The sequence below is a fragment of the Massilia sp. X63 genome (assembly GCF_041023745.1).
Lineage (GTDB): Bacteria > Pseudomonadota > Gammaproteobacteria > Burkholderiales > Burkholderiaceae_D > Telluria.
This window is the reverse complement of record NZ_JBFTEF010000002.1, coordinates 567,345-582,570: the sequence shown is the minus strand read 5'-3', so window position 1 is coordinate 582,570 and position 15,226 is coordinate 567,345. Positions and strand designations below refer to the sequence as shown.

Here is a 15,226-nt window from a genome sequence, read left to right as displayed (position 1 = left end):
TAGATGCTGCTGTGCTTACTGCGCCGCGGTGACGCGGAATTTGATGACGACTTCGTCGGCAACCATGCTGGTGTCCTTCCACTCGCCTTCGCCGATGTTGAAGGCCAGCCGCTTGATCGGCAGCCGTCCTTCGAATACCTGTTTGCCGCCTTCGCTCTTCACGCTCAGCGGGAAGCGCACGTCGGCGCTGCGGCCCTTGATGGTCAGCTTGCCGGTAACGTCCAGCTTGCCGGCGCCGGCCGGGGCAATCGCGGTGGAGACGAAGCTCGCCTTCGGGAACTGGGCGGCGTTGAACCACTCCTTCTTGGTGACCTCTTTGTTGTACTCGGGGTCGCCCAGGTCGAAGCTGGCGGTCTGGATCTCGACCGTGGCTTTGGATGCGGCCGGCTTGGCGGCGTCGTAGTCGATCTGCGCGCTGAACTGCTTGAACTTCGCCTCGACCGGCACGCCCATCTGCTTGAACGTGGCCGTGACGCTGCTTTTCGCCGGGTCGGTCTTCAGCGCGGCGGCGCCGGCGACGGCACTGGCCAGCGCGGAGGCCAGCAACAGGCCCTTGATTGTCTTCATGAGAACTCCTTACGGGTAGAGAAAGGCAGCATGCGCGCCATCACGCCGTCGCGGTCCACGAGCAGGTGCTTGAACGCGGCCGCCACGTGCAGGCCGACGAGCAGCGCCAGCAGCATGTTGAGCCAGTAGTGGACATCCTTCAGCACCACCTTCAGCGCCGGATCGGGTCCCATCAGCACCGGCAGTTCGAGCACGCCGAACCAGACGATCGGATAGCCGGTGGCCAGGCTGTAGAAGTAGCCGGACAGGGGCACCGCGAACATCAGGATATACAGCAGCCAGTGCAGGCCATGGGCCGCGCCGCGCTGCCAGGCCGGCATCGTGTCGGCATAGGCGGGCGGATGACGGAACAGGCGCCACAGCAGGCGCAGGGCGGCCAGCAGCAGCACGGTGACGCCGGCCCACTTGTGCCAGTTGAAGTATTTCAGCTTGGTTGGCGTGATACCGGGGATGTCGGTCATGACCAGGCCGAGCGTGAAGGTCCCGATGATCAGCAGCGCAATCAGCCAGTGCAGCACGATGGCCAGGATGGTATAACGGCGCATAAAGATTATTTTTTGGAAAGTTGTACTTGTTAGGACTAAGCTTCGGGAATCACTATACCAGTCTTTATTCCATGCTGCTGCCAAGCGATATTTTTCGCTGGGTACACTAGCACGGATTGCAAAAACTGCACAGCAGAGGGCGGCGGAATGTAAAATCGTCTCAACAGAATGTTTAGCAGAAATGACTGGCGAAACTATTTAATGCCAGTGTGCAAAATATGATCACACATCACACCATGCCGCACCCGCCCGCCTTCCTGCTCAAACCCTTGGCCGTCGCCTGCCTCACCTTGCCGCTGGCCATGCCGGCACTTGCCATCGAGCGCGATGCCCAACCCACCCAGTCCGACCAGCTGGCCGACCTGTCGATCGAAGAACTGGCCAACATCCCGGTGATGTCGGTTTCCAAGCGCCCCGAGCGACTGCAGGATGCCGCCGCGGCCGTCTTCGTCATCACCACCGACGACATCCGCCGTTCCGGCGCCGCCACCCTGCCGGAAGCCTTGCGGATGGCGCCAAACCTGCACGTGGCGCGCGTGAACGGCTACAGTTATTCGATCAGTGCGCGCGGCCTGAACCAGAGCGGCAACAGCTATTCGAACAAGCTGCTGGTGCTGATCGACGGCCGTTCGGTCTACACCCCGCTGTTCTCCGGCGTGTTCTGGGATGCCCAGGAAGTGCTGCTCGAAGACGTCGAGCGCATCGAGGTGATCAGCGGCCCGGGCGGCGTGCTGTGGGGCCTGAACGCGGTCAACGGCGTCATCAACATCACCACCCGTTCGGCGCGCGACACGCAAGGCAGCCTGGCCGTGCTGCAGGCGGCGAGCGACGGCGCCACCGCCAGCTTCCGCCACGGCGGCACCAGCGCCAACGGCATCGCCTGGCGCGCCTTCGGCAAGACCACCTACCGCGAGGACAGCGAGCTGGCCAGCGGCGCACCGGTCAATGACGCCTACCGCCGCACCCTGGTCGGCGCACGCGCCGACTGGCAACGCGGCGCCGACGGTTTCAGCCTGATCGGCAATGCCTACCGCGGCCGCTTCGACCAGCCGGCGCCGGGCGAGATCGCCGCGCCCGGCGTGCCGGCCACCCTGGGCCGGGTGCGATCGGACGGCGTCAACCTGACCGCGCGCTGGGAGCATGCGCTGGACGGCGGCGCCAGCATGATGGCGCAGGCCTACTTCGACCACACGCTGCGCCGCACCGAGCCGTTGTTCGGCGAGCGCCTGTATACCACCGACCTGCAGTTCCAGCACACCCTGGCGCCGATCGACGGGCCGGCCGGCGCGCATCGCATCGTGTGGGGCGCGAACTACCGCAGCAGCCGCGATCGCGTGGACAACAGCGCGACCGTCGCCTTCCTGCCGGCCCGCACCACCCAGCAGTGGGCCAGCCTGTTCGCGCAGGACGAGGTCGAGCTGGGCCAGGACTGGTACCTGACCCTGGGCAGCCGCTTCGAATACAACGAATACACCGGCACCGAGTGGTTGCCGAGCGCGCGCCTGTCCTGGCGCCTGTCGCCCCAGCACGCGCTGTGGGCGGCGGCATCGCGCACCGTGCGTGCGCCTTCGCGCCTCGACGTCGACACCTACCTGCCGGGTCGCGCGCCCTTCCTGCTGCGCGGCGGCGCGCGGGTGCGCGGCGAAGTGGCGCAGGTGTTCGAGCTGGGCTACCGCGGCAATCCGGTGGCACCGCTCTCGTATTCGGTGACGCTGTTCCACCACGACTACGACTACCTGCGCACCACCGAGACCAATCCGGCCGGCTTCATCACCTTCGACAGCCTGATGGAAGGGCGCGCGAGCGGCATCGAAGCCTGGGGCAGCTGGCAGGCGGCCGAGCGCTGGCGCCTGTCGGCCGGCTGGACCGCCATGCACCAGAAGCTGCGCCTGAAACCGGGAAGTAGCGACATCAATGCCACCCGCGTGGCCGCGCGCGACCCCGCGCATACCTTCCAGCTGCGTTCGGTCTACGGCATCGACGACCGGCGCGACGTCGAGTTCACGCTGCGCAAGGTGGCGGGCAAGTCCTTCCCGGACGTGCCTTCCTACACGGCGCTGGACGCGCGTTTCGGCTGGCGCATGCGCCCGGGGCTGGAGCTGTCGGTGACCGGCGAGAATCTCACCGGCGGGCATGGGGAATACGGCACGGTCGTGTACCGCGCCGAGATCGAGCGCCGCCTGGGAGTGAAGCTGATGTGGGAGTATTGAAGAGGGTTTCGCAGGGTGGTCGGCGAAGCCGACCACCCTGCGAAATCAGATGGCTTTCGCCAGCTCGGCAGCCAGGCCGGTGTAGTTCGCCGGCGTCATCTGCATCAGCAGGTCCTTGGCTTCCTGCGGAATGGCCAGCTTGCCGATGAACTCCTGCAGCGCCTCGCGGGTGATGCCCTTGCCGCGGGTGAGTTCCTTGAGCTGCTCGTACGGGTTCTCGATGCCGTAGCGGCGCATCACGGTCTGCACCGGCTCGGCCAGCACTTCCCAGCTCGCGTCCAGGTCCGCTTCCAGGCGCGCTGCATTCACTTCCAGCTTGTTCAGGCCGCGCAGGCAGCTGTCGTAGGCCAGCAGCGCGTAGCCGAAGCCGACGCCGATGTTGCGCAGCACGGTCGAATCGGTCAGGTCGCGCTGCATGCGCGAGACCGGCAGCTTCTCGGCCATGTGGCGCAGCACCGCGTTGGCCAGGCCCAGGTTGCCTTCCGAGTTCTCGAAGTCGATCGGGTTGACCTTGTGCGGCATGGTCGACGAGCCGATTTCGCCGGCGCGCAGCTTCTGCTTGAAGTAGCCCAGCGAGACATAGGTCCAGATGTCGCGGTTCAGGTCGAGCAGGATGGTGTTGGCGCGCGCGATGGCGTCGAACATCTCGGCCATGTAGTCGTGCGGTTCGATCTGGATGGTGTAGGGGTTGAACACCAGGCCGAGGCGCTGCTCGATGACCTCTTTCGAGAACGCCGGCCAGTCGAAGCCCGGGTAGGCCGACAGGTGCGCGTTGTAGTTGCCGACCGCGCCGTTCATCTTGCCGAGGATCTCGACGTCGGCGATGCGCTTGACCGCGCGCTGCAGGCGCGCCACCACGTTGGCGAATTCCTTGCCCAGGGTGGTCGGGCTGGCGGTCTGGCCGTGGGTGCGCGACAGCATCGGCAGATCGGCATTGACGTGCGCGATCTCGGTCAGCTTGGCGACGATGTTCTGCAGCGCCGGCAGCAGCACGCCGTCGCGCGCGGCTTTCAGCATCATGCCGTGCGAGGTGTTGTTGATGTCTTCCGAGGTGCAGCCGAAGTGGATGAACTCGCTCGCCGCGACCAGTTCCGGCACGTCCTTCACCTGCTCCTTGAGCCAGTATTCCACGGCCTTGACGTCGTGGTTGGTGACCGCCTCGATCTCCTTGATGCGCGCCGCTTCCGGCTCGCCGAAATTCGCGGCCATGCGCTCGAGGTGGGCGTTCGCTTCGCTCGAAAACGGCTTGATCTCCGGGAAGCCGGCCTGCGACAGGGCCTGCAGCCAGGCGATTTCCACTTTCACGCGGTGGTGCATGAAGCCCGCTTCGGACAGGATCGGGCGCAGCTTGTCGGTTTTCGACGCGTAGCGGCCATCCAGCGGAGACAGGGCCGACAGGGTAGGGGAAGAGACGGTAGAGGTCATGGCGAACGGTCCGTGCAAAAACGCGGATTTTACCACCGGGAGGGGCGGCCGGCCTTGCGCGCGCCGTCGCGCGGCCCGAGCGGTAAGCCATTCCTGCGCAGACGGGCGCCGAAATGGCGATGCTATACTGGCATCCAATCTTCTTATTCGGGCATGTATGAAACTCATCGGTTCCCTCACCAGTCCCTATGTGCGCAAAGTCCGTGTCGTCATGGCGGACAAGAAGCTTGATTTCAGCTTTGAGCAGGAAAACGTCTGGGCCGCGGAGACCACCATCCAGCAGGTCAACCCGCTGGGCAAGGTCCCCTGCCTCGTCATGGAAGACGGCAGCACCCTGTACGACTCGCGCGTGATCGCCGAATACCTCGACACCATCTCCCCGGTCTGCAAGCTGCTGCCGCCGAACGGGCGCGAGCGTACCGAGGTCAAGGTCTGGGAAGCGCTGGCCGACGGCGTGCTCGATGCCGCCATCCTGGTGTTCCTCGAGCGGCGCGAACGTCCGCCCGAACAGCAGAACGCCAAGTGGATCGAGCGCCAGATGAGCAAGGTGGAGGCCGGCCTGCGCGAGATGTCCGCCAGGCTGGGCGATGCAAGCTACTGCATGGGCATCCACTACACGCTGGCCGACGTCGCCGTGGGTTGCACCCTGGGCTGGCTCGCCTTCCGCTTCCCCGCCATCGACTGGCGCGGCGACTACCCGAACCTGGCGCGCCTGGCCGACAAGCTCGCCGAGCGCCCGTCGTTCCGCGACACCGCGCCGCCCGCCGCGTGAGCGCCCCGGCCCACGCCATGGCAGCCCCCACGCTCGTATTCGGCGAGGCGCTGGTCGACGATTTCAGCACCGAGCAGGTGGTCGGCGGCGCGCCCTTCAACGTGGCGCGCCACCTGGCCGCCTTCATGGCGCCGCAACTGATGCTCACGCGCATCGGCAAGGACAAGCCGGGCCTGGCGGTGCGCGCCGAATTCGAACGCTTCGCGATGAGCGAGGCCGGCCTGCAGGTCGACGCCATCGAAGAGACCGGCCGCGTGCTGGTCGAGCGCAGCGCGCGCGGACACCGCTTCACGATCCTGCCGAACCAGGCCTACGATTTCATCGACCGCGCCCAGGCGCAGGCCGCGCTGGAGGCAATGGGCGCGCAGCCGGGCATCTTCTATTTCGGCACCCTGGCCCAGCGCCACGAGCGCTCGCGCACCACCCTGATGGCGCTGCTCGGCGCCACACCGGCGCTGCGCTACCTCGACCTGAACCTGCGCGAGGGCCAGGTCGAAGAGCGCATCGTCACGCGCTCGCTGCAGGAAGCGAACATCGCCAAGGTCAACGAAGAAGAATTGCAGGCGCTGTTCAGCTGGTACTTCCAGATCAAGCCGGACGATCCCGCGCTGGCGGCCGAAGAAGTGCGCGCCTCCTGCCAGGCGCTGCTGCAGATGTTCTCGCTCGATGCGCTGATCGTCACGCTGGGGCACCGCGGCTCGGTGTACTTCGGCGTGGACGGCGGCGTGATCCTGAGCCGCGACAATCCCGCGCCGCCTTTCGTGATCGACACGGTGGGGGCGGGGGATGCCTTCTCGGCGATTTTCCTGCTGGGGAAGATGCGCGGCTGGCCGCTGGATGTGTCGCTGGCGCGGGCCAACGAATTTGCCGGCGCGATCTGCGCGATTTCGGGCGCGGTTCCGCGCGACCTGGGGTTTTATGACCAGTGGATGCGGAAGTGGCGCTAGCTGTTTGCCGGCAGACCGGCTTCCCGCCTTCGCGGGAACGACGTGTCAAAGGCTGGTAGCCCCGAAGCCCTCATCCCCGCGCAGGCGGGGATCCAATGTCACGATGAACAGCCTTACTCGCCGATCTGGCTCTGCAGGTAGTTCTGGATGCCCACCTTCACGATCAGGTCGAGCTGGGTCTCCAGCCACTCGATGTGCTCTTCGGTATCCTCGAGGATCATCAGGAACAGGTCGCGGGTCACGTAGTCCGCCGCCGCTTCCGCCGCCGCGATGCCTTCCTTGACCGTCACCTGGGCCGCGCGCTCGAGCTTGAGGTCGCATTCCAGCATTTCCTGGGTCGATTCACCGATGAGCAGCTTGTGCAGCGCCTGCAGGTTCGGCAGGCCGTCGAGCATCAGGATGCGGTCGATCAGCTTGTCGGCATGCTTCATCTCGCCGATCGATTCGTCGTATTCCTTCTTGGCCAGCTTGCCGAAGCCCCAGTGGCGGTACATCCGCGCATGCAGGAAGTACTGGTTGATCGCGGTGAGCTCGTTGGTCAGCTGCGCGTTGAGCAGCCGGATGATGTTGGGATCGCCCTTCATGGATTGCTTTCGCTGATGTGAATGTCAACATCATAGCAAACCCGGGACGGCGCAGGGGAAGTGCGCACCCCGGTGTAGCCGGGGTGGAAGGGGAAAACGGACCGCGCTCAGGCCGCCTGCGGCGTCCGGTGCAGTTCGGTGACGACGGTCTTGCTGTCGAGGTGTTCGTTCAGCACTTCGCGCGCATAGCTGACGCATTTGCCGCACATCGTGCCCACGCCCAGTTCGCGGTGCAGCTCGGCCACCGAGGAGATGCCGAGGTCGACCGCCTGGCGGATTTCGCGGTCGGAGATGTTGTTGCAGACACAGACGATCATCGTTTCGATTCCCTTGCCGTTTTCATCACTTAAATGAGAATCAATCTCATTCGTGTTCTATTCTGCGGAAAATTCGCGACGTTTGCAACAGGAATTTTGTGCGGATGTGCTCTTTCTTAAGTCTGTGATCAAAGCGCAAATAGAAATAATTCGCATTTAGGTTTATCATGCACGTATCTGTCTCATCAGCGCTACACCTAGTCTGGCGCCGATCTGACCCAGTTGCTTATCTACCCGGACGCGACCATGACCCTTGCTCCTTCCCTCACCACGCTCGACGCCCTCCAGCCCGGTCAGAGCGCCACCGTGATCCACCTTGCGCCGACGGGACAGCAGGGCGCCGGCGACGTGCAGCGCCGCCTGATGGAACTCGGCTTCGTGCCGGGCGAGCGCATCCGCGTGCTCAAGCGCGTGCTGGGCGGCCCGCTGGCGGTCAAGGTGGGCGAGTCCACCTTCGCACTGCGCCGCTTCGAAGCGGCGCTCGTGTCGATCAAGCCGGAATAAGCGAATGGGTGTCATGGAACAACAGGTGGCGTCGCGCACGCCCCTGGTCGCACTGCTCGGCAATCCCAACTGCGGCAAGACCGCGCTCTTCAATCGCCTGACCGGCTCGCGCCAGAAGGTCGCGAACTATGCCGGGGTGACCATCGAACGCAAGGAGGGCAGCTTCACCTCGCCCCAGGGCCGCGCGTTCCGCGTGCTCGACCTGCCGGGCGCCTACAGCCTGAGCGCCCAGACGCCGGACGAAGCCATCACGCGCGACGTGGTGGCCGGCCTGCGCGCCGGCGAATCGGCGCCCGACGCCATCCTGTGCGTGGTGAACGCCACCAACCTGCGCCTGAACCTGCGCATGGTGCTCGAGCTCCAGCGCCTCGGCCTGCCGATGGTGCTGGTATTGAACATGGTCGACGTCGCGAAGAAGCGCGGCATCACCATCGATACCGCCAGGCTGTCGGCGGCGCTGGGCATGCCGGTGGTCGAGACCGTCGCCATCCATGCCGGCGGCGAACAAGGCCTGGTGGCCGAGCTGGACCGCATGGCTTTCGATACGAAGGTGCAGGCCAATCCGCTGTCGGCGATCGACGCGGTGCCGGTCGAGGAAACCCAGCGCGAAGTGCGCCGCATCCTCGATCTCGCCGTTTCCACCAGCGGCGACCGCGGCAACCTGACCGAAAAGATCGACAACGTGGTGCTGCACCCGGTGCTCGGCCCGGTCATCCTGGCGGCCTTGATGTTCCTGATCTTCCAGGCCGTGTTCAGCTGGGCCGGCACGCCCATGGACCTGATCGAGGCGGGCGTCGGCGCCCTGGGCGAACAGGTCGGCCTGCTGCTGGGCGAAGGCGTGCTGCACAGCCTCATCGTCGACGGCATCATCGCCGGCGTCGGCAGCGTGCTGGTGTTCCTGCCGCAGATCCTGATCCTGTTCTTCTTCATCCTGCTGCTGGAAGACGTCGGCTACCTGCCGCGCGCCGCCTTCCTGCTCGATCGCATCATGGGCAGCGTGGGCCTGTCGGGCCGCGCCTTCCTGCCGCTGCTGTCGTCCTTCGCCTGCGCGATCCCCGGCATCATGGCGGCGCGCACCATCCAGAATCCGCGCGACCGCCTGGTGACGATCATGATCGCGCCGCTCATGACCTGCTCGGCGCGCCTGCCGGTGTATGCCTTGCTCATCGCCGCCTTCATCCCGAGCCGCGAGGTGGCCGGCCTGATGAACCTGCAGGGCCTGGTGCTGTTCGTGCTGTACATGGCCGGCATCCTGAGCGCGATGGCGGTGGCCTGGTTCATGAAGCGCCGCAGCGACTACAAGCAGCACGCCCTCATGATGGAACTGCCGGCCTACCACCTGCCGCAGCTGCGCGCCCTGGCCATGGGCCTGTGGGAGCGCGCCAAGATCTTCCTGAAGCGGGTCGGTACCCTGATCCTCACCATGATGGTGCTGCTGTGGGTGCTGTCGAGCTTCCCGGGCGCCCCGGAAGGCGCGATCCATCCGCCGGTGTACTACAGCGTGGCCGGCATGATCGGCCGCGCCCTCGAAGTCATCCTGGCCCCGATCGGCTTCGGCTGGGAGATCGCGATCGCCCTGGTGCCGGGGATGGCCGCGCGCGAAGTGGCGGTCGGCGCCCTCGGCCAGGTGTATGCGCTGTCGGGCGGCGACGAAGTCGGCAAGACGCTGGCGCCGCTGATCGCGCAATCGTGGTCGCTGGCCACCGGCCTGTCGCTGCTCACCTGGTACGTCTATGCGCCGCACTGCCTGCCGACGCTGGCCACCGTGGCGCGCGAAACCGGCAGCCGCCGCTACGCCTGGATCATGGCCGGCTACATGTTCGGCCTGGCCTACGTGGCGTCCTTCATCGTCTATCGCGTCACGCTGTACTTCACGGGGGGCTGAGCATGTGGCAGGAGCTGGTAGCCGGAATCATCGTCGCGCTGGCCGTGCTCTACGCCGGCGCGAAGTACCTGCCGGACAGCTGGCGCCGCGCCATCGTGCACCGCCTGTCGAAGGGCGGCAAGCAGTCGGCACTCGTGAAATGGCTGGACACCTCGGCCAGTTGCGGCAGCGGCTGCAACAGCTGCAACACCTGCGGGCCGGCCGCGCCCGCGCCGCCGCCCGGCAAGGGCAGCGGCAAGGTCATCAAGATCCACGAACAAGGGCGCTGAGCGCCGCCCTTGCTTGCTCACTTGCTTGCTTACTTGCCTGGGACGATGTGCCAGGCGCCGCCGACGCCGTCGCCGGCCTTATCCCCCGCTTTCTTGTCCTTCACAAAGGTGTACAGTGGCTTGCCGTCGTGCGCCAGCTGCTTGCTGCCATCCTCGCGCGTGACCACGGAGTAGGGCGCGGGCGGGCTGCCCTTGGCCAGCACCGGCGGCCAGTTCTTGGCGCAGGTGGCGACGCAGGCGCTCTTGCCGCTATTCGGCGTGTCCTTGTCATAGGTGTAGACCGTCATGCCGGCATGATCGACGAGCATGCCGTTGGCGACCTTCAAGGGGGCGCTGTCGGCGGCAAGGGCGGTGGTGGAAAACAGCAGGGCGAGGACAGCGGTACTGACGCGAAGCAATTTCATAATAGCCTCCTGGTCAAACACTGCGTGGGTGGACGACCATTCTAGCCCGGCTGCGCCGCGATCGCATCCAGCGCCGCGATCAGGCGCCGCGCATCGTAGGGCGCATGCACCTTGATGTCGTTGTCGAAGTAGCAGTAGACGTCGCGCGCCTTGCGCTGCGGCGGCGCCTGGTCCGAGACCAGGCGCGCGTTCTCCGGCTGGCCGCCGCTGCGCCAGGCGTGGATGCGCGCGGCCCAGGCCGCGATCGCAGCGTCTTCGTAGCCGCTCGCATACAGCTCCTTGTCGCCATGCAGGCGGATGTAGACGAAGTCCGCGGTCAGGTCCTCGCACAGCGGCCAGCGGCCGGCGGTGTCGGCCACCACCAGCGCCACGTTGTAGCGGCGCAGCATGGCGATGAAGGCGGGGTCCATGAAGCTCTCGTGGCGGATCTCCACCGCGTGGCGCAGCGGCCGCCTGGGCCGGCAGCGAGCGACACCCGGCCTTCCATGCGCGGCTGGTACTGGCGCGCCAGTTCGAGCGCGGCATCGGTATCCCGGGGCAGCAGCGACAGGAAGTGCTCGAAGCGCTGCGGCTCGAATTTCACCACCGGCGGGAACTGCCACAGGAAGGGCACGAGCTTGTCGCGCAATGCGAACACGCCCGAGGCCAGCACGTTGGCCAGCGGGCCGTCGATGTCCTTCAGCTTGAGCATGTGGGTGAGAAAACGGTTGCCCTTGACCGCGAACACGAAGCCGGGCGGCGTCGCCGCGTACCATGCCGCGTAGCTCTCGGGCCGCTGCAGCGAATAGAAGGAGCCGTTGATCTCGATGCTGGGCAGCTGGCTGGCCGCGTATTCGAGCTCGCGGTGCTGGGCCAGCCCCTTCGGATAGAACACGCCGCGCCACGGCACGTAGCGCCAGCCGGAAATGCCGATGTAGACCGATCCATGCATGCCCCGAAGATATACCGGCTCGTCCATGGGCAGGCGCACGCCATGCTAAGCTGGCGGCTTGTCGAAGCTTCCGGAAACCGTGCCAATGATCGTCGTCCATCACCTGAACAATTCGCGCTCGCAGCGCATCCTGTGGCTGCTCGAAGAGCTCGGGCTCGACTACGAGATCAGGAAGTACCAGCGCGACCCCAAGACCATGCTGGCGCCGCCGGAACTGAAGGCGGTGCACCCGCTCGGCAAGTCGCCCGTGATCAGCGACGACGGCAGCGGCGACACCGTCGTCGTGGCCGAATCCGGCGCGATCGTCGAATACCTCACCGGCCGCTACGGCAACGGGCGCCTGGTGCCGCCCGCCGGCAGCCCGGAGCGCCTGCGCTACACCTACTTCCTGCATTTCGCCGAAGGCTCGGCCATGCCGCCGCTGCTGATGAAGCTGGTGTTCGACAAGGTCGAGAACGGCCCGATGCCCTTCTTTGCCAGGCCGATCGCGCGCGCCATCGCCCGCAAGGTCAAGGACGGCTTCATCATGCCGAACATCCGCAGCCAGCTCGACTTCCTCGAGGCCGAGCTGGGCAAGTCGGCCTGGTTCGCCGGCGAGGAATTCAGCGCCGCCGACATCCAGATGAGCTTTGCGCTGGAAGCGGCGGCCTCGCGCGGGGGACTCGGCAGCCAGTATCCGAAGCTGGCGGCCTTCCTGCAGCGGATCCATGCGCGCCCGGCCTACGGGCGTGCGCTGGAGCGCGGCGGCAAGTACGACTATGCATGAGCGGTATCTTATTAACTACAAGTGTTCATGATTTTTTAACTTGATGGTTGTTGCATAATTCAGGTTCGCAATAAAATGGGTGCTTCGATCACGCTGGAGTTCCCATGCCAAGCATTTCACGCCTTTCCCGCAAGCGGGCCTGGCTGCTACCTGCCGTCCTCTTGCTGGCCGCCGGATGCAGCCGCGATGCCGACCAGCCGGCTGAGCATTTCAGCGCTTCGGCCGGCCAGGTCAAGCCGGTTGCCAGCAGCCCGGTCACCCGCTACGCCGCCGCGCGCTTCGCCGACCAGGTCAGCTTCGGCGCCACGCCGGAACTGGTCGCCGACATCCAGGCCAAGGGCTTCGAGCGCTGGATCGACGCGCAGTACGCGATGCCGGTGTCCAGGATCGACACCAGCCCGATCGTCAACTACGACAGCCAGATCCCGGCGCTGTCCGACAAGGCCTACCGCTACGCCACCGGGCAACTCTACACCTCGCTGTTGACGGCGCCGGACCAGCTGCGCCGCCGCGTCTCCTGGTCGCTGTCGCAGTTCATCGTGACTGCGATGAACAAGATCGAGCCCTATGGCTCGCTGGCCTGGTCCAACTTCCTGCAGCAGCACGCGTTCTCCAACTACGGGGACCTGATCCGCGCGGTGACGACCAACCCGACCATGGGCTTCTACCTGGACAACCTCCAGAACCGCCCGACCAGCGACGAGTGCAAGTGGTGCTCGCCGAACGAGAACTATGCGCGCGAACTGATGCAGCTGTTCACGCTGGGCGTGGCCAAGCTGAACATCGACGGCACGCTGCAGCGCGACGCCGCCGGCAAGCCGGTCGAGACCTACAGCCAGAAGGACGTCGAAGAGCTGGCGCGCGCCCTGACCGGCTGGCGCATCGACGGCGACTTCGACCGTACCGATTTCCGCCGCCACGACAAGCCGCTGGTGCCGGACACCTGGCGCGCGGCCCACGACCGCGGCGCCAAGCTGGTGCTGGGCCGCTCCTTCCCGGCCGGCGTCGAAGCAGGCCAGGAACTCGAGACCATTGTCTCGCTCCTGATGTCGCACCAGAACATCGCGCCTTTCGTCAGCCTGCGCCTGATCCAGCACCACGTCACCAGCGACCCGAGCCCGGCCTACATCGCACGCGTCGCGACCGTGTTCCGCAACAACGGCCAGGGCGTGGCCGGGGACATGAAGGCGGTCATGAAGGCCATCCTGCTCGATCCGGAAGCGCGCCGCGGCGACCAGCCCGGCGCCGACACGGTGCAGTTCGGGAAGATGCGCGAACCGGTGCTGTGGTATACCGGCCTGCTGCGCGGTCTCGGCTGCAAGGACCCGCTGCAGTGGGAGAACAACAACGGCCTGATGGTCCCGGCCCAGCGTCCGTTCGACCCGGCCAGCGTGTTCAGCTTCTACATGCCGACCGACCGCGCCCCCGGCAGCAACCTGCTGGCGCCGGAGCAGCGCCTCCTGACCGCCGAAGACCTGTCCTGGCGCCTCGCCAGCTTCGTCCCGGAAGGCGTCAAGCGCGCCGGCGCGGCCTGCGACGCCGGCGCCTTCGGCCGCGCCTACAGCAACTCGCCGGCCGCCTTCGCCGACCTGGTCAACGAACGCTACTTCCGCGGCGCGATGCCGGCCACGCTGCGCCAGAACCTGATCGAGCTGGCGCCGACCACCTGGGGCAATACCCCCGACCAGAAAGCAATCAGCCTGCTGCAGTACGCACTGGCGACCCCTTACTATGGAGTGATCCGCTGATGGACCGCCGCCACTTTCTCCGTTTCGCCGGCGCCGCGCCGGTGGTCAGCCTGCTCGGCGCATCGAGCCTGCTCGAATCCGGCCCGGCCCACGCGGCCGGCGACGACTACCGCGCCCTGGTGGTCGTGTTCCTCAACGGCGGCAACGATGGCCTGAACAGCCTCGTGCCGCTTGATGGCGCGTACAACGACTATGCCGGCGCCCGCCCGGAACTGGCGATCGCCAAGAGCGTGCTGGCGCCGCTGGCCGGTACCAGCGGCGGCCACAGCTACGGTATGCATCCGGCGCTGGCCTCGCTCGCGCCGCTGTACAACAGCGGCCGCCTGGCCTGGATCTCGAACGCCGGCCCGCTGGTGGCGCCGGCCACCGCGCGCCAGGTGATCGAGCGCGCCGTCGCCGTGCCCTCCTTCCTGCTGTCGCACAGCGACCAGGTGATGTGGCAGCAGGGCTGGCTGGGCGACAGCGACACCAGCGGCTGGGCCGGCCGCGCGCTCGAGCTGCTGCCGACCGCGCTGCGCAGCCAGGCCAGCGCGGTGACCATGAACACCGACCGCACCCTGGTCCTGGGCCGCAATTCCCCGGTATCCTTCCTCAGCCCGTGGGATTCGCGCTACTGGGGCCAGGCCGACCTGGCGCAACCCCAGACCGCGCCGGCCCAGGCCCTGAACCGGATGGCGCGCTGGCAGTTCGCCAACCAGTACGAAGCCGAGTACGCGCGCACCTTCGGCCGCGCCGTGACCGAATCGACCCTGTTCACCCAGGCCGCGCTGGCGGCCAAGGACCCGGCCGGCGACTTCGGCGGCGACGACCTGTCGCGCGCTCTGCGCAAGCTGGCGTCGCTGCTGCCGGTGTTCAAGCAGCGCGGCTTCAAGCGCCAGGTGTTCCTGGTCCAGTGGGGCCAGTTCGACACCCACGCCGCCCAGCGCGGTACCGCCGCCACCAGCCAGGACGCGCAGCTGGCGACGCTGGCGCGCGCCATGAGCGCCTTCGACGCGGCCAACCAGGCCGCAGGCCTGGACCAGAACGTGGTCTCGCTGACCATGAGCGACTTCGGGCGTACGCTGCGCCAGGCCTCGGGCGGCGGCAGCGACCACGCCTGGGGCAACCACTGGTTCGCGATGGGTGGCCCGGTGCGCGGCGGCCAGGTGGTCGGCACCCTGCCCAGCCTGACCCTGGGCGGGCCGGACGACTCCGACCCAAACGGAGGCGGACGCTTCGTCCCGACCATCTCTACCGACCAGGTGGGTGCGACCCTGATGCAGTGGCTCGGCCTGCCGTCGACCGAACTGGACAAGGTGTTCCCGAACCTGGCCAACTTCGGCCAGAAAACCATCAACCTGCTGCACGCATAA

General features: G+C 66.5%; 15 protein-coding genes and 1 pseudogene. 9 read left to right on the top strand and 7 right to left on the bottom strand.

Features of this window, described 5'->3' with window-relative positions; all coding sequences use genetic code 11:
* Window positions 1-15: 15 nt before the first annotated feature.
* A complete protein-coding gene (locus AB3347_RS06720; protein WP_369091002.1) occupies window positions 16-567 on the bottom strand; it encodes a YceI family protein in 552 nt (183 codons plus the stop codon).
* On the bottom strand, window positions 564-1,112 hold the full coding sequence (locus AB3347_RS06715) for a cytochrome b (protein WP_369091001.1): 549 nt from the start codon (window positions 1,110-1,112) through the stop codon (window positions 564-566). Before AB3347_RS06715 ends, AB3347_RS06720 begins: the two co-directional genes overlap by 4 nt.
* A 218-nt stretch (window positions 1,113-1,330) precedes the next feature.
* On the opposite strand from AB3347_RS06715, the gene AB3347_RS06710 reads away from it, so the two are divergent.
* A complete protein-coding gene (locus AB3347_RS06710) occupies window positions 1,331-3,322 on the top strand; it encodes a TonB-dependent receptor plug domain-containing protein (protein ID WP_369091000.1) in 1,992 nt (663 codons plus the stop codon).
* A 45-nt stretch (window positions 3,323-3,367) separates the two neighbouring features.
* Here AB3347_RS06710 and purB read toward each other — a convergent pair whose 3' ends face one another.
* Complete coding sequence (purB, locus tag AB3347_RS06705) at window positions 3,368-4,747, bottom strand: adenylosuccinate lyase (RefSeq protein WP_369090999.1); 1,380 nt, start codon at window positions 4,745-4,747, stop codon at window positions 3,368-3,370.
* Window positions 4,748-4,904: 157 nt separating this feature from the next.
* Between purB and AB3347_RS06700 the strand changes: the two genes are divergently transcribed.
* Window positions 4,905-5,519 carry a glutathione S-transferase gene (locus AB3347_RS06700; RefSeq protein ID WP_369090998.1) on the top strand — a complete coding sequence of 205 codons (615 nt, stop codon included), beginning with the start codon at window positions 4,905-4,907 and terminating at the stop codon, window positions 5,517-5,519.
* 17 nt (window positions 5,520-5,536) lie between these two features.
* Complete coding sequence (locus tag AB3347_RS06695) at window positions 5,537-6,466, top strand: PfkB family carbohydrate kinase (protein ID WP_369090997.1); 930 nt, start codon at window positions 5,537-5,539, stop codon at window positions 6,464-6,466.
* A 113-nt stretch (window positions 6,467-6,579) separates the two neighbouring features.
* Here AB3347_RS06695 and bfr read toward each other — a convergent pair whose 3' ends face one another.
* Together bfr and AB3347_RS06685 are read right to left on the bottom strand one after the other, a co-directional pair.
* Entirely contained in the window at window positions 6,580-7,050 is a 471-nt protein-coding gene (bfr, locus tag AB3347_RS06690; protein ID WP_369090996.1) for a bacterioferritin, read from the bottom strand.
* Between the two features lie 107 nt (window positions 7,051-7,157).
* Complete coding sequence (locus AB3347_RS06685) at window positions 7,158-7,367, bottom strand: bacterioferritin-associated ferredoxin (RefSeq protein ID WP_369090995.1); 210 nt, start codon at window positions 7,365-7,367, stop codon at window positions 7,158-7,160.
* Window positions 7,368-7,613: 246 nt separating this feature from the next.
* Here AB3347_RS06685 and AB3347_RS06680 point away from each other — a divergent pair, with 246 nt between their 5' ends.
* Genes AB3347_RS06680 through AB3347_RS06670 form a run of 3 tightly spaced genes read left to right on the top strand, consistent with a single transcriptional unit; the run spans window position 7,614 to window position 10,025 of the window.
* Window positions 7,614-7,871, top strand: a complete 258-nt coding sequence (locus AB3347_RS06680) for a ferrous iron transport protein A (protein ID WP_369090994.1) — start codon at window positions 7,614-7,616, stop codon at window positions 7,869-7,871.
* Between the two features lie 4 nt (window positions 7,872-7,875).
* Window positions 7,876-9,756, top strand: a complete 1,881-nt coding sequence (locus AB3347_RS06675; RefSeq protein WP_369090993.1) for a ferrous iron transporter B — start codon at window positions 7,876-7,878, stop codon at window positions 9,754-9,756.
* Between the two features lie 2 nt (window positions 9,757-9,758).
* Complete coding sequence (locus AB3347_RS06670; RefSeq protein ID WP_369090992.1) at window positions 9,759-10,025, top strand: DUF6587 family protein; 267 nt, start codon at window positions 9,759-9,761, stop codon at window positions 10,023-10,025.
* 29 nt (window positions 10,026-10,054) lie between these two features.
* On the opposite strand, the gene AB3347_RS06665 is transcribed toward AB3347_RS06670, so the two are convergent.
* Complete coding sequence (locus AB3347_RS06665) at window positions 10,055-10,429, bottom strand: hypothetical protein (protein WP_369090991.1); 375 nt, start codon at window positions 10,427-10,429, stop codon at window positions 10,055-10,057.
* 41 nt (window positions 10,430-10,470) lie between these two features.
* Window positions 10,471-11,360 (bottom strand): annotated as a pseudogene (locus AB3347_RS06660) (DUF72 domain-containing protein).
* Window positions 11,361-11,445: 85 nt separating this feature from the next.
* Here AB3347_RS06660 and AB3347_RS06655 point away from each other — a divergent pair.
* The 3 genes from AB3347_RS06655 (at window position 11,446) to AB3347_RS06645 (ending at window position 15,226) form a co-directional block, all read left to right on the top strand.
* Window positions 11,446-12,126 (top strand): glutathione S-transferase, encoded by a 681-nt coding sequence (locus tag AB3347_RS06655; protein WP_369090990.1) that lies wholly within the window; start codon window positions 11,446-11,448, stop codon window positions 12,124-12,126.
* Window positions 12,127-12,230: 104 nt separating this feature from the next.
* Window positions 12,231-13,874, top strand: coding sequence for a DUF1800 family protein (locus AB3347_RS06650; RefSeq protein WP_369090989.1), 1,644 nt, complete (start codon window positions 12,231-12,233; stop codon window positions 13,872-13,874).
* Window positions 13,874-15,226, top strand: a complete 1,353-nt coding sequence (locus AB3347_RS06645) for a DUF1501 domain-containing protein (RefSeq protein WP_369090988.1) — start codon at window positions 13,874-13,876, stop codon at window positions 15,224-15,226. The genes AB3347_RS06650 and AB3347_RS06645 overlap by 1 nt, the downstream gene beginning before the upstream one ends.